Annotated in this window: 17 protein-coding genes and 1 pseudogene; 11 read left to right on the top strand and 7 right to left on the bottom strand. The window is 72.9% G+C overall.

Translation table 11 applies throughout. From position 1 onward, the window contains the following. The first annotated feature begins 41 nt into the window (after window positions 1–41). Window positions 42–1,196 (top strand): MFS transporter, encoded by a 1,155-nt coding sequence (locus ACIPC1_RS24750; RefSeq protein WP_402520407.1) that lies wholly within the window; start codon window positions 42–44, stop codon window positions 1,194–1,196. 359 nt (window positions 1,197–1,555) lie between these two features. On the opposite strand, the gene ACIPC1_RS24755 is transcribed toward ACIPC1_RS24750, so the two are convergent. Both ACIPC1_RS24755 and ACIPC1_RS24760 read right to left on the bottom strand, forming a co-directional pair. Then, the gene (locus ACIPC1_RS24755; protein ID WP_402520409.1) at window positions 1,556–2,491 is read right to left on the bottom strand and encodes a M48 family metalloprotease; all 936 of its coding nucleotides are present in this window, start codon (window positions 2,489–2,491) and stop codon (window positions 1,556–1,558) included. A gap of 176 nt (window positions 2,492–2,667) precedes the next feature. Further along, a pseudogene (locus tag ACIPC1_RS24760) lies at window positions 2,668–3,033 on the bottom strand (BlaI/MecI/CopY family transcriptional regulator); the annotation flags it as partial. A 96-nt stretch (window positions 3,034–3,129) separates the two neighbouring features. Here ACIPC1_RS24760 and ACIPC1_RS24765 point away from each other — a divergent pair. The 3 genes from ACIPC1_RS24765 to ACIPC1_RS24775 are packed head-to-tail and all read left to right on the top strand — an operon-like array spanning window position 3,130 to window position 5,147. Then, a complete protein-coding gene (locus ACIPC1_RS24765) occupies window positions 3,130–3,834 on the top strand; it encodes a DedA family protein (protein ID WP_402520411.1) in 705 nt (234 codons plus the stop codon). After that, window positions 3,831–4,469 (top strand): phosphatase PAP2 family protein, encoded by a 639-nt coding sequence (locus ACIPC1_RS24770; RefSeq protein ID WP_402520413.1) that lies wholly within the window; start codon window positions 3,831–3,833, stop codon window positions 4,467–4,469. Before ACIPC1_RS24765 ends, ACIPC1_RS24770 begins: the two co-directional genes overlap by 4 nt. Window positions 4,470–4,484: 15 nt before the next feature. Beyond that, entirely contained in the window at window positions 4,485–5,147 is a 663-nt protein-coding gene (locus ACIPC1_RS24775; protein ID WP_402520415.1) for a response regulator transcription factor, read from the top strand. A 28-nt stretch (window positions 5,148–5,175) separates the two neighbouring features. On the opposite strand, the gene ACIPC1_RS24780 is transcribed toward ACIPC1_RS24775, so the two are convergent. Further along, window positions 5,176–5,403 carry a hypothetical protein gene (locus ACIPC1_RS24780; protein ID WP_402520417.1) on the bottom strand — a complete coding sequence of 76 codons (228 nt, stop codon included), beginning with the start codon at window positions 5,401–5,403 and terminating at the stop codon, window positions 5,176–5,178. 16 nt (window positions 5,404–5,419) lie between these two features. Between ACIPC1_RS24780 and ACIPC1_RS24785 the strand changes: the two genes are divergently transcribed. Continuing rightward, on the top strand, window positions 5,420–6,697 hold the full coding sequence (locus ACIPC1_RS24785; protein ID WP_402520419.1) for a sensor histidine kinase: 1,278 nt from the start codon (window positions 5,420–5,422) through the stop codon (window positions 6,695–6,697). Here ACIPC1_RS24785 and ACIPC1_RS24790 read toward each other — a convergent pair. Together ACIPC1_RS24790 and ACIPC1_RS24795 are read right to left on the bottom strand one after the other, a co-directional pair. Then, window positions 6,678–7,529: a hypothetical protein gene (locus ACIPC1_RS24790; RefSeq protein ID WP_402520421.1), complete on the bottom strand. Its 852-nt coding sequence runs from the start codon at window positions 7,527–7,529 to the stop codon at window positions 6,678–6,680. The two genes, ACIPC1_RS24785 and ACIPC1_RS24790, sit on opposite strands and share 20 nt — an antisense overlap. A 40-nt stretch (window positions 7,530–7,569) precedes the next feature. Further along, on the bottom strand, window positions 7,570–8,895 hold the full coding sequence (locus ACIPC1_RS24795) for a histidine kinase dimerization/phospho-acceptor domain-containing protein (RefSeq protein WP_402520423.1): 1,326 nt from the start codon (window positions 8,893–8,895) through the stop codon (window positions 7,570–7,572). A gap of 162 nt (window positions 8,896–9,057) precedes the next feature. On the opposite strand from ACIPC1_RS24795, the gene ACIPC1_RS24800 reads away from it, so the two are divergent. Genes ACIPC1_RS24800 through ACIPC1_RS24825 form a run of 6 tightly spaced genes read left to right on the top strand, consistent with a single transcriptional unit; the run spans window position 9,058 to window position 14,643 of the window. Then, window positions 9,058–9,660 carry a hypothetical protein gene (locus ACIPC1_RS24800; protein ID WP_402520425.1) on the top strand — a complete coding sequence of 201 codons (603 nt, stop codon included), beginning with the start codon at window positions 9,058–9,060 and terminating at the stop codon, window positions 9,658–9,660. 11 nt (window positions 9,661–9,671) lie between these two features. Then, window positions 9,672–10,376 carry an ABC transporter ATP-binding protein gene (locus tag ACIPC1_RS24805; protein WP_402520427.1) on the top strand — a complete coding sequence of 235 codons (705 nt, stop codon included), beginning with the start codon at window positions 9,672–9,674 and terminating at the stop codon, window positions 10,374–10,376. Continuing rightward, on the top strand, window positions 10,363–11,055 hold the full coding sequence (locus ACIPC1_RS24810; protein WP_402520429.1) for an ABC transporter ATP-binding protein: 693 nt from the start codon (window positions 10,363–10,365) through the stop codon (window positions 11,053–11,055). The genes ACIPC1_RS24805 and ACIPC1_RS24810 overlap by 14 nt, the downstream gene beginning before the upstream one ends. Continuing rightward, window positions 11,052–11,246 carry a hypothetical protein gene (locus ACIPC1_RS24815; protein ID WP_402520431.1) on the top strand — a complete coding sequence of 65 codons (195 nt, stop codon included), beginning with the start codon at window positions 11,052–11,054 and terminating at the stop codon, window positions 11,244–11,246. Before ACIPC1_RS24810 ends, ACIPC1_RS24815 begins: the two co-directional genes overlap by 4 nt. After that, a complete protein-coding gene (locus tag ACIPC1_RS24820; RefSeq protein ID WP_402520433.1) occupies window positions 11,243–13,882 on the top strand; it encodes an FtsX-like permease family protein in 2,640 nt (879 codons plus the stop codon). The genes ACIPC1_RS24815 and ACIPC1_RS24820 overlap by 4 nt, the downstream gene beginning before the upstream one ends. A 29-nt stretch (window positions 13,883–13,911) precedes the next feature. Further along, window positions 13,912–14,643 carry a response regulator transcription factor gene (locus ACIPC1_RS24825; RefSeq protein ID WP_402520435.1) on the top strand — a complete coding sequence of 244 codons (732 nt, stop codon included), beginning with the start codon at window positions 13,912–13,914 and terminating at the stop codon, window positions 14,641–14,643. A gap of 13 nt (window positions 14,644–14,656) precedes the next feature. On the opposite strand, the gene ACIPC1_RS24830 is transcribed toward ACIPC1_RS24825, so the two are convergent. Both ACIPC1_RS24830 and ACIPC1_RS24835 read right to left on the bottom strand, forming a co-directional pair. After that, window positions 14,657–15,598 carry a YbhN family protein gene (locus ACIPC1_RS24830; RefSeq protein ID WP_402520437.1) on the bottom strand — a complete coding sequence of 314 codons (942 nt, stop codon included), beginning with the start codon at window positions 15,596–15,598 and terminating at the stop codon, window positions 14,657–14,659. Next, window positions 15,595–17,097 (bottom strand): hypothetical protein, encoded by a 1,503-nt coding sequence (locus tag ACIPC1_RS24835; RefSeq protein WP_402520439.1) that lies wholly within the window; start codon window positions 17,095–17,097, stop codon window positions 15,595–15,597. Before ACIPC1_RS24835 ends, ACIPC1_RS24830 begins: the two co-directional genes overlap by 4 nt. Between the last annotated feature and the right edge of the window lie 117 nt (window positions 17,098–17,214).

Here is a 17,214-nt window from a genome sequence, read left to right on the forward strand (position 1 = left end):
CGGGGGCATCCTCTCCGCGGAACGGGGCGTCCGCACGGCAGATGTGGCCGCTGTACGCCGCCGGGTTCACGACCGCGTTCGGGGCGCACGGCATCGCCGCGAACCTCGGTGGCCACTCCGCGGACGGGGTCACCTCGCTGCTCGTCCTGGGTGGCCTGCTCGCCCTGTACGACGGCGCCGAGGTGCTGCTGAAGCCGGTGTTCGGCACGATCGCCGACCGGGTCGGCGCCCGGCCCGTCCTGCTCGGCGGCCTCGTCGCCTTCTCCGCAGCGTCCGTCCTGTACGTCGTCGTCGACAGCCCCGGGTGGCTGTGGGCCGCCCGCCTCGGTCAGGGCGCGGCGGCCTCCGCGTTCTCGCCTGCGGCCTCTGCGCTGGTGGCCCGGCTCAATCCGGCGGCCAAGCACGGGCGGGTATACGGGAGTTACGGCTTCTACAAGTCCCTCGGCTACACCATGGGTCCGCTGCTCGGCGGCGTCCTTGTGTGGGCGGGCGGGCTGCGGCTGCTGTTCACCGTGCTCGCGGGGCTCGGCGCCGTCGTTGCCGTGTGGGCCCTGTCGGCCGTGCCGGACGTGCCGCTGCTGCCGCGCGCCCGGCAGACCGTGCTCGATCTTGCCCGCCGGCTCGCCGACCCGGCCTTCCTCACTCCGACCGCGGCGCTGGCGGGGGCGACCGCCGCGCTCTCCGTGGGGGTGGGGTTCCTGCCCGTCTCCGGTGCGGTCGTGGGGCTCGGCACCGTGGCGACCGGGGCGGCTGTCTCGGTGCTTGCGGCCTGTGCGGCGGTTGTCCAGCCGCGGGCCGGGCGGGCCCTGGACGCGGGGCGGTTGAGCGCCCGCGTGGGCATCGGTGCGGGGTTGGGTCTCGCCGCTGCGGGGCTGGCCTGCGCGATGCTTCCCGGTCTGACAGGTGTTCTGCTCGCCGCGGCGCTGATCGGCGTCGGCACGGGGCTGATCACCCCGCTGGGGTTCGCCGCGCTGGCTTCCCGTACTCCTCAGGAGCGGCTCGGGCAGACGATGGGGGCGGCTGAGCTGGGGCGCGAACTGGGCGACGCGGGTGGGCCGTTGCTGGTCGCGGGGGTCGCGACGGTGGCGACCCTGACGTACGGGTACGGGGTGCTTGCCGTGTTGCTGGCGGTGGGGCCCGTGGTGGGGGTGCTGCTGCGGAGTCGCTCGGGCGGTGCCTGGCGGAGCCGCGTCTAGGGTGACGGGCGGCGGCGGCGGTGCTCGGGCCAAGCGGTTTTCGCCCCCTCCGCCCCTACCCGACCCTTGCCCCTGGGGGCTGCCGCCCCCGGACCCCCGCATCGCGCTGAACGCGCTCGTCCTCAAACGCCGGACGGGCTAAAAATCTCCTGCCCGGCCGGGGCTGAAAGTGCCGCCCCAGTGGGTGGGTGGGGGATCGGGACGGCAACGCCTCAGACTCGAACGCCGAGCGGGCTGAAAGCTCTCCCCCGGCCGAAGCTGAAAGTGCCCACCCCGGGAGTGGGTGCGGGATCGGGACGGCAGGGCCCCGGCCTCGGCCTCGGCCTCGAACGCAGGGTGGGCCGGAGACACCGGTCAGGTCAGCGTGGTTCTTCTCCCTGGGCGACCTCCACCTCGTGGTGGAAGGCCAGGACGCCGCCGACCGAGGCTCCGGCGGAGACGGCGGCGCAGACGACCAGGAGTACGGCGATCCAATAGGCGGCGCGGGGGCGACGCACAGGGGATACGAGGAGGGCGGCGACTCGCTGAGGGACGGGTCCCGTGGTCGCCGCCGGGGCGAAGCCCGGGCGGGGGGACTCGGCGGCACGTGTGGCGGCGAGGGCGGCGCGGGCGATGGCGCGCGCGGTCAGGCGGCGGTCCCCGACCGCGGCGGCCGCGGCCTCGTCGGCGACGCGTTCCGCGGCGAGCGCGACGGTCGCGCGGACCGGGCGCAGTCCCGGGTGGCAGTGGGCGGCGAGTTCGGCGGCGAGGAGGAAGCGGTGGTGACCGCCCGCGTTGTGGGCCCGTTCGTGGGCGAAGAGCGCCTCGCGTTCGTCGGCGCCGAGGCTGCGGAGCATCCCGGTGGTGACGACGATCCGGTTCGGGCGGCCCGGCAGCGCGTACGCGTCCGGGTGCGGGGAGTCGATGACGCACAGGTCGCCCGCGGCGGGACGGCGGCCGGCCAGGATGCGGGCGCTGCGGAAGGCACGCAGCTGGCGCAGCGCCGAGCGTACGAGGGTCCAGGCGCCGACCGTGAGGACGCCGGTGGCGGCAGCGGCCGCAGGCAGGACGAAGAGGTCCGACGCGGTGTGCAGCGGGTGGATCAGCTCACCCAGGCCCGCGAAGAGCGGCAGCTTGAGCAGGCCGGTCAGGACCAGCGCGCCGAGCGCCGCCACGGAGGCACCGGCGAGGACGAGGACCGCGAGGGTCAGCGCCCACAGCGCGACGGGGGGTGCCAGCCGGTCGAGGCAGCGGCGGGCCAGCGGCGGTACCGCGAAGGGCACCAGCAGCGGGACGAGCAGCAGCAGAACGGTCACCGGTCACCTGATTCCGGGAAGTCCCCTTGCCCGAGGCCGACACCTGAAACCGGCAGTCCCTCGCCCTGCCCATGGCCGGACCCCGGCTCCGGCAGCCCCCCACCCTGCCCCAGGCCGGCACCTGGCTCCGGCCGTCCCCCACCCTGTTCCAGCCCGGCACCTGGCTCCAGCAGTCCCTCACCCGTTTCCAGCAGGTCGCGCAACAGGCGCTCGTCGTCGGGGCTGAGCTGGGCCACGAAGCGGGCCAGCGCCGTCTCGCGGTCCTCGTCGCGGTCGAGTTCGGTGTGCATCCGCCGGGCGGTGAGCCCGTGGGGGTCCTGGACGGGGAAGTACGCGTAGCCGCGGCCTTGGCGCTCGCGGCCGACGACGCCCTTCTCGTGCAGCCGGGACAGGATGGTCGTCACCGTCGTACGGGCGAGGCCGGAGGCCAGCTCCAGTTGTACGCGGCCCGGTGTGAGGGGCGCGTCGGCGGCCCAGAGGGCGGCCATGACGGTAGCCTCCAGCTCGCCCGCCGGACGGCGCTCGTCCTTGTCGCTGGTCATGGAACGATCCTCACCCCGCTATCGTCTACAGTTCAGTAGACCGTCTACAGCATTGTAGTCAATCGGGTGCGTCTCGGCCGTACCCGCTCGTCCAGTATGAGAGGGCACGCGACGATGGCGGCAACTTTGTTCGCAGCTTCACAGTTCGCGGGGTCACAGCTCGCGGTGAACGTTTTCAGCGCGCAGTCCCTGCTCGCCACCTTCGGTGTGCTGGGCGTCGGCGTGGTGATGTTCGCCGAGACGGGGCTGCTGATCGGCTTCTTCCTGCCCGGCGACTCCCTGCTGTTCACGGCGGGCCTGCTGTGCACCGGTTCGGGGCAGGGCGGCCTGAAGCTCTCACTCGCGCCGCTGCTGGCCGCCGCCGCGATCGGTGCGCTGGCCGGTTCGCAGACCGGCTTCCTGCTCGGGCGCAAGGCGGGCGGAGCACTGCTCGCCCGCAGCCGCTCGCCCCGGCTGCACGCGGGGGCGCAGCGCGCCGAGGAGCTCCTTGAGCGCTACGGATACGCGAAGGCGATCATGTTGGCCCGCTTCGTGCCGGTGGTGCGCACGGTACTGAACCCGGTGGCGGGCGCGTTGAACGTGCCGGCCCGGACCTTCACCCTGTGGCAGGTCGTCGGCGGCCTGCTCTGGACCCTCGGCCTCACGCTCGGCGGATACGCACTGGGCTCGTCGATCCCGAACGTCGACCGCTATCTGCTCCCGATCATCGCGGTGATCATCGTCGTGTCCCTGCTGCCGCTCGGAGCCGAGCTGTACCGCTCCCGCCGGGCCGCCACCGCGGAGAAGGGCGCCCAGGGATGATCCTCGCGTTCGACGGCTCCTCGATCGACGGCTCCGCCTACAGATACGTGGTGGACCTGGCCCAGGACTCCCCCGGGTGGCTGGACAGCCTGGTGTCCGGGTGGTCGACGTACGGGCTGGGGCTGTTCGCGGTCCTCATGGTGCTGGGCTGGTGGCGGGCGCGACGGGTGAGCGCGCGGGCCTCGCTGAGCGCGCTCGCGGTGCCGGTGATCGTCGTCGTGGCGTACGGGGTGAACTCCCTGTTCAAGATGGCGGTTCGTGAGGACCGGCCCTGTCAGAGCCTGCATGTCGCGACACTGGAGGCGTGTCCGGCGCCGGGTGACTGGTCGTTCCCCAGCAATCACGCGGTCATCGCCGCCGCGGCGGCCGTCGCCCTGTTCCAGGTGTCCCGTCGCCTCGGCACCGTCGCGGTTCTGGCCGCCTGCGCGATGGCCGCCTCCCGCGTCTGGATCGGCCTGCACTATCCGCACGACGTCGTCGCCGGTTTCCTGGTCGGCACGCTGGTCGCGATGCTGCTGACGGCGGCGCTGCGAAGGATCCCGGACTCGCTCGCGGGGCGGCTGACGGCCACGCCGCTCGGGGCGCTCCTTGTCGCGCCGCACCTCGTAGAGGTCACTTCGTACGAGAGCGGGTGACGGGTGACGGGGACCATGCGGCACCGGATTCTGCTCGTCGAGGACGATCACGCCCTGCGTGACGTCCTGCGGCGCGGGCTGCGCGACGAGGGCTTCGACACCGTGCCCGCACAGGACGGCGCGACCGCGCTGCGGCTGGCCGGGGACGACATCGACGCGGCCGTACTCGACGTGGGCCTGCCGGACGCGGACGGGCGGGACGTGTGCCAGGCGATCAGGGCCAATGGATTCCTCTCCCCCGTCATCTTCCTGACGGCCCATCACCACCTCACGGACCGACTGGCCGGCTTCTCGGCCGGGGGTGACGACTATCTGCCCAAGCCGTTCCATCTGACGGAACTGGCCGCCCGCCTGCGATCGGCACTCAAACGCGCGGGGCCCCGCCCGGCGGCAACGGCCGGAGACCTGGTCCTGGATCCGGTCGGACACACCCTCACCGTCCGCGGCTGCCAAGTCGCCCTGACTCCAACGGAGTTCAGGCTGTTGGCGGCACTCATGGCGGCGTCGGGGGGCGTCGTGCGCCGGCGCGAGCTGCTCAGGGCGGGCTGGCCCGAGGGAGCCCAGGTCAGCGAGAACACGCTCGACCAGTATCTGACCCGGCTGCGGCGCAAGCTCCGTGACGGCGACAGCGAGGTGACCGTCACCACGGCGCGCGGCATCGGCCACCGGCTGTCATGAGGACGTTCGCCTCGCGGCTGCCACCGCCTCACAGGAAGAGGTTCGCGTCGCATCTCAGGAGGAGGTTCGCCTCGCGTCTCAGGAAGAGGATCGCGTCACGCCTGCCACCACCTCTCAGGAAGTCGCCCACCTCCCGCCTGCCACCGCCTGCCGTCAGGGCGTCGGCCTCCCGCAGGCCACCATCCGCCGTCAAGGCGTTCGCCTCCCGCTGCTGCCCGCGCACCCTGCGCGGCCGGCTCTCCCTGGTCGCGCTCACTACCGCCACCCTCCTGATGGTGATCCTCACCGTCGCGTTCAACGCCGTCGCACGGCAGCACCTCCAGCACCAGGCGGACGACGTGCTGCACACGCGGGCCGCCGCCGTAGCCGCGACGGTCGACACCCGGGGCTCCCAGGTGCGCATCCTGGAGACACCCGGCGAGGAACTCCTCGACACGAACGTATGGATCTACGCGGCCGACCGGCTCCTGGAAAAGCCTCCGTCCACCAGCGCCACCGGCACGCTGACGCGGGCCGCCACACGACTCGCCGCACCCGGGGGCCCGCAGTGCGTCACCGCCGGTAGCGAGGGCACGGTCCGGATGTGCTCGCGGGCGGTGCCCGGCGACAAGGGCGCCGCGACGATCGTCACGGCGCTGGACCTCTCCCCCTACCGCAGTTCGGCCGACACCCTGCTCCTGGCGTCGCTCGCACTCGACGCCGCCATGCTGGCGTGCACCTACGGGCTGACGCGGCTGGCGGTGGGGCGCGCGCTGCGTCCCGTGCGTACCATGACCGACGACGCCACCCGGTGGAGTGCCATCGCCTCCGAGGAACGCTTCGCGAGCATCGCCCGTCCCACCGAACTGGCCCAGCTGGGCGGGTCGTTGGACGCCCTCCTGAACCGTATCCGCGCGCTGTTGCGGCATGAGCGGCAGCTCACCCGGGAGTTGTCGCACGAGCTGCGCAACCCGCTCGCCCGGATCATCGCCGAGCTGGACTGGTGGCAGGCACTCCCCCGCTCCGCCGCCGACACCACGGCCACCCACGCGGCCATCGCCGACGCCGCCCGGTCCATGCGCACGATCTGCGACACCCTCCTGGACGAGGCCCGCGACAGCGCGTCAACCGCACCCGGCACGACGGACGTCCTGCCTGTACTGCACCGCCTCACGCACCGCCTCGGTCCCGCACAGGACGTCATCGTCGTCGTCACCGTCCCGGACGCCGGACTGTCGGCCGGGGTGCCGGACGCCCTGCTGGAACGGATCGCCAGCCCCCTGCTCGACAACGCCCTGCGGTACGCGCACACCCGGGTCGAGATCCGGGCCGCCGCGCACACCCACGGCATATGTGTCGAGGTCAGCGACGACGGCCCCGGCGTACCGCCGTCGTTCGCGGCGCGGCTCTTCCAGCCCGGCCGCCGGGCCGATCCCGGCGACGGACACGGCGGAGCGGGCCTCGGCCTGCCGCTCGCGCGACGCCTGGCCCGCTCCGCCGGCGGCGAGGTGCACCACGACGAACGGCACACCCCTGGCGCGAAGTTCGTGGTCAGCCTCCCTGCGGGGTGAGCCGGTCGGGCCCGGCGACGTCCTTCCGGGTCACCGACAGGAACACCACCAGGCCGAGGATGACCGCCAGGAAGAGCACGCTCGTGATCACGGTGCCCAGGCCCAGGCCGCCGTCCGCGGTCGGCTGCGACAGATAGTCGCCCATCGAGGCTCCGAGCGGCCGGGTGAGGACGTAGGCGATCCAGAAGCTCCACACCGCGTTCAGGCCGAACGCGAAGTGGACGAGTGCGACCGCGGCGATCGCGAGGCCGAACAGGAGGGCGGACACCCAGTAGCCGAGGGCCATCCGCTCGGCGACCAGGTCACCGGCGGCGGTGCCCAGCGCGAAGGTGAACAGCACCGCCAGCCAGTAGAACGACTCGCGGCGCGGGGTGTCGATGCTGTGGATCGACAGGGTCCGCTCGCTGCGGTACCAGGCGACGAAGACGACGGTGAGGGCCACGGCGAAGACGGTCGTACTGGTCGTCAGCGGCACGCCCAGGTTGTCGGTGAGGTTGTCGCTGATCAGCGTGCCCACGACGCTGATCAGGGCCACGGCCGACCAGTAGACGCCGGGCCGGTAGGCCTTGGTGCGGAACTGGACGACGAGAACCACCGCGAGCAGCGCACTCATCAGCAGCGATACGCCGGTCAGGCCGAGGCCCAGTTTCTCGTTCAGGAGGTCCGCCGCGGTCTCGCCGACCGTGGTGCACAGCACCTTGATGATCCAGAAGTACGCGGTGACTTCGGGAACCTTGTTCCAGCGGAGGCGGTGTCGGGCGGTGCCGGTACCGGCACCGCCGTGGACCGCGGACGTCTCGGAAGCCGATGTCTCAGAGGTCTCGGATGTCATGAGGCCCGACCGTGCCAGCCGGATCCTGAACGCATCCTGACTACCGTGCGACCTCACCCGAAACAGCCCCCGCGTCCTGGCGGACCGGGACGAGCAGTGTGAACGTCGTAGGGTCGCCGCTCGCCAGGAACAGCCTGCCGCCCAGGGAAACGGCCAGGTCACGGGCGAGAGCGAGGCCGATGCCCGTACCGCCGGCGCCGCCGCCGGTGTGCCCGCGGGCGAAGAGGCGGCCGGGTTCGGTGCGCAGGCCGCCCTCGTCGGTGACGTCGAAGGCGAGGGCGTCGTCGAGGTCCCGGACGGTGACGCGGACACCGCCGTGTCCGTGCGTACGGGCGTTGTCGAGCAGGACGCCGAGGATCTCGGCGACGGGTCCGCCCGGGACGCGTACGTCGGCCGGGGCGTCCTGGGAGCCGCAGTCCAGCCGTCGGCCGTCCTGGGCGAAGAGCCCGTGCCACCGTTCGTCGGTCTCGTCGAGCAGCTGTGCCACCGGCCGGTCCGGTGCGACTCGGTGCGGCAGACCGGGTGAGCCCGCCAGGCGCAGCACCTCCTCCACGGTGTGGTGCAGCCGACGGGTGGCGGCGAGGGCCTCCTCCAGCACGGGCCGCAGTCTGGCGTCGTCCTGGGCGAGCCCCGCCTCCAGGGTGAGCTGGAGGCCGGTCAGCGGGGTGCGCAGCTGGTGGGAGGCGTTGGCGGTGAAGTCCCGTTCGTGCCGCAGGAGTTCGGAGAGGCTGTGCAGCATGTCGTTGTGCGTGCGGGCGACCTGGTCGATCTCGGCGATGGCGCTGGGCTCGGCCCTGGCTGTCAGGTCGCCGTCGGTGACGGCCCGGGAGTGCCGGGAGAGCGCCTCCAGCGGGGCCGCGAGCGCACGTGCCTGACGCCGGGCGACGAGCACGGCGACCGTGAGGGCGAGCACCGCCGCACCGAGCAGGGCGGCCCAGCCGAGCAGGACTCGGTCACGGACCACCGACACGGCCGACGAGGCCCTTACGACGCCGATGACCTGCTCGTTGTGCGAGACGGGTACGGCGACGACGAGCTCGCCGGCCGTCTGGTCCCGGGCGATGACTGCGCCGAGCGCCTCGCTGACCGCCGCGTCGCCGGTACGGGGGCCGGTGCCCGCCCGGAGGATCAGCTTCGGGTCGTACAGGCCGAGGCGTTCGCCCGGACCCGGCGACGGCAGCTCCACCGGGTCGCCGGTCGTGTAGTCCGGATTCACGCGTACGGCAGCGGCGAGCGCCGCCCGTTCAAGGGTGTCCCGCTGGTCGGCGTACAGGGTGGACCTGATGGCGAGGGCCAGGGGGATCGCGAGGAGGACCAGCGCGACCAGCACCGCGGTGAGCGCAACCCGCACGACACGCTGTCTCATGCCCCTCATCATGCGGGCCGCCCACCGGGCCGGGCGAAGCCCGCCACGCACTTTTGCCGTCGTCTAACCCTCGCCGTGCGGGGCGTTAACCCGTCGCTTCCTAGCGTCGGTGCCATGACCACGTCCGGTCGCTCGGCAGGCTTACCCAGGAGGGCAGTGGCTATGGCCATGACACGCGTACGAACCATCGGTGTCGTCGGACTGGTACTCGCGGCGGCGGTGACCGCGGGGTGTTCCTCGTCCGGCGCCGCTTCCTCGGGTGGATCCAGCAGCGCCGCCGCGGCGCCCACGGAGTCCAATCCACCCGGTGACATCCCCGACAACCAGGCGTACGTCGCCTACCAGCCGTCCGGCGGCGGCTTCACGGTAAAGGTGCCGGAGGGCTGGGCCCGTAGCACCCAGGGCGGCACCGCGGTCTTCACCGACAAGCTGAACCGCGTCGAGGTCTCCGCCGTGTCCGCGTCCTCGGCGCCCACCACCGCGTCCGTCACCGGCACGGTCGTTCCTCGGCTCACCGGCCAGGTACCGAAGTTCAGCGGAGCCAAGGTGTCGCAGGTGACCCGGAACGGCGGGAGGGCCGTCCTGCTGAAGTACCAGGGCGACTCGGCTCCGGACCCGGTCACCGGCAAGGTCGTGCGCGACGCGTTCGAGCGCTACGCGTTCTACCGGCAGGGGCACGAGGTGGACGTCACCCTGTCCGGGCCGGTGAACGCCGACAACGTGGACCCCTGGCGCATCGTCAGCGACTCCTTCACATGGAAGTGAGGGCGAGCGCCATGTCGGACGTCGTGCGGGAAACCGCCCTGAAGTCCGAAGCGGGACTCAGCGCGCGGGAGTTGTACCGCTTCTTCCGGGCCGGCGAGGAGGAGACGCTCGCCCTGCGCGGGGTGTCCCTGCGGGTGCGGCCCGGTGAGACGGTCGCTGTCGTGGGGCCGTCGGGGGCGGGCAAGTCGACGCTTCTGTCGTGCCTCGCCGGCCTCGACGAGCCCTCGGGCGGAGAGGTGCGCGTCGGGGACGTACGGGTCAGTCATCGGCCCGAGACCGAGCGCGCCCGGCTGCGGGCCCGCCACATCGGCGTACTTCTCCAGACCCGCAATCTCGTCGCGCATCTCAATGTGCGCGACAACGTGCGGCTTGCACACAGTGCCGTACGGGGCCGACCCGCGGTGTCGGCAGGGGACCTGCTGGAGCAGGTGGGGCTCGCCGGGCGGGCGCACGCACTGCCCCGCCAACTGTCCGGCGGGGAGCTGGCGCGGGCCGGCCTGGCCGTCGCCCTCGCCAACTCCCCCGGGGTCCTGCTCGCGGACGAACCCACGGGCGAACTCGACGGCGACACCGAGCGCCTGATCCTGCGGATGCTGCGCGACCGTGCCGCTCTGGGCTGCGCGGTGCTGATCGTGACGCACAGCGCGGAGGCCGTACGGATCGCCGACCGGGTGATCGCCCTGGACGACGGGAGGGCACACGATGTCTCCGCATGAGACCGCGCCCGCCGACGACGTACTCGTCGCCTGCGACGACGCCGCCCTGACCTTCGGCCGCGGCGCGAACGCCGTGGTCGCCGTGCACGGCGCGACCCTGCGGGTGCGCGCCGGTGACCGGCTGGCCGTCGTCGGCCCGTCGGGTTCGGGGAAGTCCTCGCTGCTGCATCTGCTGGCCGGCCTCGAACGCCCGACGAGCGGCACCGTCAGCTGGCCCGCCCTGCACGCAGGTCCCGGCGACATCGGGCTCGTCTTCCAGGGCGACAGCCTGATCCCCGCCCTGGACGTCGTCGAGAACACGGCGCTGCCGCTGGTGCTCGCCGGAATGCCGGACGACCGCGCCCGCCAGGAGGCCATCGCGGCCCTCGCCCTGGTGAACGCCGCCGAGCTGGCCGAGCGGCTGCCCGAGGAGATCTCCGGCGGTCAGGCGCAACGCGTCGCCGCCGCCCGCGTGCTGGCCCAGGCGCCCCGCCTGATCCTGGCCGACGAACCCACCGGCCGGCTCGACCACACCACCGGAGGGCACGTCCTGGACGCGCTGCTGACGGCGGCCGACCGGACGGGCGCGGCCCTCGTCGTCACCACGCACGACCCGGCCGTCGCCGCCCGCCTCACCACCCGACTGGCCATGCGGGACGGCCGGTTGATCACTCGGCAGCGAGCCGAGGAGACGCCATGAAGGCCACATGGGCCGCCACCGGCCGCCACACCACCCAACAGCCCATGCCAGACAGCCAGTTGACCCACCCGACAGCGAGCCGAGGAGACGCCATGAAAGCCGCATGGGCCGTCACGGCCCCTCTCACCGCCCAACAGACCATTCCAGAAGGCCGGTTGACCACCCACCAGCAGGCCGAGGAGATCTCATGAACACCGCGTGGGCCGGCGGCCTCGCCCGCCACCGCTCCGGGCGACTGCTGGCCGCCGTGGCCGGGATCGCCCTGGCCGTCGCCCTCATCGCCTCGCTCGGTTCGTTCCTCACCGCGTCGAAGGCGACCATGACCCAGCGCGCCGTCGGCTCGGTCGCCGTCGACTGGCAGGTCGAGGTGCAGCCGGGTGCCGGCGCGGGGGCGACCCTGTCCCTGGTTCGGCACACGCCCGGCGTACAGGCCGCAGTCCCGGTCGGATTCGCCCACAGCAGCGCGTTCACGGCGAAGGCGCAGGGCACCACGCAGACGACCGGGCCCGGCATGGTGCTCGGTCTCCCGGCCGACTACCAGAAGCTCTTCCCGGGTGAGATCCGGCCGCTGACCGGCTCCTCCAGCGGCGTACTGCTCGCCCAGCAGACCGCCTCCAACCTGCACGCGGCCCCCGGCGACACCATCGGCATCCAGCTCCCCGGCTCCGGCGTACGCCAGGTCCGGGTGGCCGGGGTCGTGGACCTCCCGCAGGCCGACTCGCTGTTCCAGAAGGTCGGCGCGCCGAGCCAGTCCCAGCCCGCCGCACCGCCCGACAACGTGGTCCTCCTCCCGTCCACCGAATTCACCTCCCTGACGGCCAACACCCCGGTCACCACCCAGATCCACACCACCAGCGACGCCAAGCTGCCCGCCGACCCCGCCTCCGCCTTCAACACCGTGACGCGCGCCGCCCACAACCTGGAGGCCCGCTCCTCGGGCGGCGTGATCGTCGGGAACAACCTCGGCGCCGCCCTCGACGCCGCCCGCCAGGACGCCGCCTACGCTCAGATCCTCTTCCTCTTCCTCGGTGTCCCGGGCGCGATCCTCGCCGCCGCGCTGACCGCCGCGGTCGCCGCCGCCGGTGGTGAACGGCGCCGCCAGGAGCAGTCCCTGCTGCGGCTGCGCGGGCTGCGGCCGAGGCGGATCGCCTCCCTGTCGGGCCTGGAAGCCGGGCTGGTGGGGGTCACCGGCGGCCTCGCCGGACTCGGCATCGCCGCACTGACAGGTCGTGTCGCCTTCGGATCGGCGTCGTTCGGGACGAGCGCCGGGGCGTGGGCCTTCTGGTACGCCCTTGCCTTCCTGCTCGGCGCCGCCGTGGCCGCGGGTGCCGTCCTGGTCCCCGCGCTGCGCGACCTGCGCGGGGTGACGGTCGCCGACACCCGCAGGCCAGGGCGGCGTACGGGCTCGGTGTGGTGGATGCGGTACGGGCTCGACCTCGCCCTGCTGATCGCCTCCTGGCTGGTGTTCCGGGCCTCGTCCGGCAACCAGTACGCCCTTGTCCTCGCCCCCGAAGGGGTGCCGAGCATCTCGGTGTCGTACTGGGCGTTCCTCGGGCCCGCGCTGCTGTGGGTCGGCTCCGCCCTCCTGCTGTGGCGGCTCACACTCCTCGCCCTCACCCACGGGCGCGGGGTGCTGGCCCGGCTGTCGCGTCCTCTGACGTCGAATCTCGCGGGCACGACGGCCGCGGTGCTCTCCCGGCGTCGGCGTCCGCTGGCCCGTTCGGTGGTCCTGCTGGCGCTCGCCGTGTCGTTCGCGGTGTCAACGGCGACCTTCAACGCGACGTACAAGCAGCAGGCCGAGGTCGACGCGCGCCTCACCAACGGCGCCGACGTCACGGTGACCGAGCCCCCCGGGGCGCAGACGCCGCCCGGCGCCGCGGCCTCCCTCAAGGTCCCCGGCGTACGCCATGTCGAGCCGCTTCAGCACCGGTTCGCCTACGTCGGCTCCGACCTTCAGGACCTGTACGGCGTGAATCCGGGCACCATCGCCTCGGCCACCTCGCTCCAGGACGCGTACTTCTCCGGCGGCACCGCCGCCTCGCTCATGGACAAGCTCGCGAAGCAGCCCGACGCGCTGCTGGTCAGCGCGGAGACCGTCACCGACTTCCAGCTCTCGCCCGGTGACACCGTCAGGCTGCGCATCCAGGACGCTCACACCAAGTCGCTGCGCACGGTGACGTTCCACTACGCCGGGATCGCCAAGGAGTTCCCGACCGCGCCGAAGGACAGCTTCTTCGTCGCCAACGCCTCGTACGTGGCCAGGGCAACCGGCAGCGACGCGGTCGGCGCGTTCCTCGTGGACACCGGCGGCACCCACCAGAAGCAGGTCGCGGCGCAGCTCGGCAAGCAGCTCGGCACCGGTGCGACCGTCACCGACCTCACGCAGACCCGGGGCACGGTCGGCACCAGCCTGACCTCCGTGGACCTGGCCGGACTCACCCGGATCGAGCTGGCCTTCGCGGTGCTGCTCGCGGCCGGGGCGGGCGGACTGGTCCTCGCGCTCGGCCTCGCGGAACGACGGCGGACCTTCGCCATCGCCACCGTGCTGGGCGCCAGGGCCGGCCAACTGCGCGGCATGGTCCTCACCGAGGCACTCCTGCTGGCGGGCGGCGGTCTGGCCGGTGGCGCGCTGATGGGCTGGGGCCTGTCGGAGATGCTGGTCAAGGTGCTGACGGGCGTGTTCGACCCCCCGCCGGCCACGCTGTCCGTCCCCGGCACCTATCTGGTCCTCACCGGCTGCGCCGCCGGGGCGGCCGTACTGGCGGCGGCCCTGAACGGGGTACGCCGAGCCGCCCGACCCGCCGTAGAGGAACTCCGAGATCTGTGAACACCCGGTCCGGCTCTACGCTGCCCACCATGAGCACGCCCGCCGCACCGGACCCCAGTCGATACAGTCGCGCCCGCGTTCTCGTCGTGGAGGACGACGACACCATCGGCCGACACCTCGAAACCGGACTGCGCGGCAACGGCTACGGGCCCACGTGGAGCCGGACCGGCGCGGGCGCCCTCGCGGAAGCCGCGCGATCCTCGTACGACGTGCTGCTCCTCGATCTCGGCCTGCCCGACATGGACGGACTCGACGTGGCCCGCACGCTGCGCGCCCGCTTCCCCGACCTGCTGATCCTCATCCTCACCGCCCGCACGGACGACATCGACGTCATCGCGGGGCTCGACGCGGGGGCGGACGACTACCTGGTCAAACCGTTCAGCCTGACCGTGCTGCTCGCCCGGCTGCGGGCCCATCTGCGGAGGCGGGCCATTGCCGCGCCGCCCCAGGAGCCGATCCGGCTGGGCGATCTCGTCGTCGACATCACGGCGCGTCGCTGCACCCTCGACGGCCGTGAAGTCGACCTGCGGCCCAAGGAGTTCGAGCTGCTCGCCGTGCTCGCCCGGCACGCGGGCGAGGCCGTGTCCCGCGAGACGCTGATGGCCGAGGTCTGGGACGAGAACTGGTTCGGTTCGACGAAGACGCTCGATGTCACCATGGCGGGGCTGCGCCGCCGCCTCACGGGCGCTGCGTCCGAGCCGTACCGCGTGCCACTGATCACGACACTTCGAGGGCACGGTTACCGTCTCGAACTCGCTTAGTCCGAGCGGCAGTTCACACCACCCGCCGCCGTACCAGCACCCCCAGTGCCAGCAGCCCGGGCAGCAGCGGCAGCCATACGGTCAGGAGCCGGTAGCCGAGGACGACGGATGCCGCCGCGGCTGCCGGTGCTCCGGCGAGGGTGAGGGCCAGGGCGAGGGCGGCGTCCAGGGAGCCGAGGCCGCCGGGCGTGGGAAGCAGGACCGCGGCGCTGCTCGCGACGAGGTAGGCGAGGGCGACCTGGGCCGGGGGCAGCGGCAGATCGAGGGCCTGGGTCACCGCAATCACCACGGCCGCGTGCAGCGAGGCGAAGGCGAGCGACCCACCCCACAACGCGGCCGCCCGGGCGGGGAGTTCGTGCACGGCGCGGACATCCGCCAGTACGGCCCGCAGGGGCCGCCGCAGCGGTCCCTTCAGGAGCAGCACGGCGATGCCGACCACGGCGACCGCCACCATCACCGCGGTCGCGGGGACATGCGGAGGGTGCAGGACACCCGGACAGGCCAGCGCGAGTACGGCGATCAGGAAGCCTCGTACGACGGTCCCCGCGGTTGCCTTCACCGCGAGCGCGGTCGCGGACCGGGCGACCGGCAGCCCGCACCGAGTCAGGAAGCGCAGGTTGACCGCGCCCGCCCCCAGGCCCGCGGGCAGTACGTGGTTGGCCGCGGACGCCGCGAACTGCACCGCCACCAGTCTGCGGGCCGGCAACTGCCGGGCCACCGCGCCCTGTTGGGCGAGCGCCGAGCACGCCCAGGTCGCCACGGTGGCGGCGGTCGCCACCAGCAGCCAGCCTCGGTCGGCGACGGCCAGCCGGGCGCCTCCGGCCTCGATCACCGGCCAGTGACGCCGCGCGAGATACACCGCGCACCCCATCACGAGCAGCGAGATCCCGGCCTGCCAGGAGACCCGCCTGCGGACGGCGGTCGAGGCCGGTGGAGCGGCCGGCGGAGCGGTCATGTCGCCGGGCCTCCCGGTGCACCGGGCGCGACGTGGAGGCGCAGGCCACCGATGGTGTGCGAAGGCCAGGTACGGGCGTACGCGGGCGGACTTCCGCCGAGGGTGGTGAGCACGGCGAAGGGCTCGCTCCGCGCGGCCCGCACGATGTCCGCCCCGGTGGTGTTGGCGTTGGGTCCGCTCGTCGCGACGGAGGAGCAGCCGGCGTAGAAGGCGATCGGGACGGCCTGGTACCCGGTCAGGCGGCACGGCGGCCGTACGCCGAGCCGGTGCAGTTCCGTCGCGATGCGGGCCCAGTCCTGATGGGCGACGGTGGTGCGGTGCACGGTCCTCTCCAGCACCACGTACTGCACCGCCAGATGCCCGGCGAGGCCGAGCGCCACCAGCACCACGGCAAGCGGCCGCCATGCCCGGCGCGGGGCGGCGACCAGGTGGACGAGCGCGTCGGCGACCGGGATGGCGAGGAGCGCGTAGACGGGCAGCAGGAAGCGCGGAGCGGCGTACCCGATCATGAAGAGGTACGGGAAGGCGGCCGTCGCGGCGCAGGCCAGGAGCAGCAACGTGCTCGCCGTGCGCCGGGCCCTGACCGCGAACACGAGGCCGAGGGCGGCGAGCAGCGGCAGGGCGAACCACCACACCGTCACGGCGGCGCTCGGCGTCGGCCCGGTGCACGGGCGGCACAGGGTGCGCCCACCGAGGCTGCGCAGTTGGTCACCGACGGCGATTTTCCAGCCCAGGCCGCCCTGGATCCGTGATCCGTCGGAAAGCCGCTGCATCAGGCCGCCGTAGCTGACGTACGCCTCGACGACCCACTCCGCCGCCCCGGCCACCAGGCCCGCGGCGAGTGCCACGAGCAGCCGCGGCCGGCGCCAACGGCGGACACACACGACAAGGGCGAGCAGCGGGAGGGTCACCCAGACCGCGTCGGTGGGGCGCATCCACGCCATCAGTGCCGCACTCAGGCCCACTCCCCACAGTGCCGCCCGGTCAAAGCGGTCGGCCTGGGCGCGCAGGAAGCAGCCGGCACAGGCCAGGGCGCCGATCGCGACCCAGTAGTTGGGCATGGCCTGCGGGCCGTAGAACACCGTCACCCAGAGCGTGGCGAACAACGCGCCCGCAAGGGCCAGTACGGGCGTCGGGAACACCTTCCGCCAGACGCGCAGTGCGAGGAACAGGCCGAGTCCGGAGAGCAGCGCCAGCCAGACGCGCAGGAGTTCCGTGGATGACGACCAGGAGGTGATCGGCGCCACGAGCAGGGAGATGCCGCGGGCCCGCGGCGCGCTGAAGAAGGCGGCGGGCGCGTGCGCGCTCACCTGGCTGACGTACACCGTCTCGTCCCAGCCGAGGCCCATTCCAGGGCGTACGAGGAGCAGCTGAGTCACGGTGAAGGCAGCCGCCACCAGTGCGAGCCATAGCTCGGAGGAGCGTCGGGACATGCCGGCAGCCGGGGGCGGGCCGGGGCGCGGGGCGCCGACGAGCGCCGGGTTCAACGTCTTGACCATCGTCCACCCTTCACCCCTACAGAGCGTAGGGCCTCCTCACCCTACAACCCGTAGGGTAAAGGCTAAAACCGGGGCAACACGACGAAAGCCCGGAAATCCATAACACGGTTAAATAGC

It is taken from the genome of Streptomyces sp. NPDC087263 (assembly GCF_044744645.1).
GTDB lineage: Bacteria > Actinomycetota > Actinomycetes > Streptomycetales > Streptomycetaceae > Streptomyces.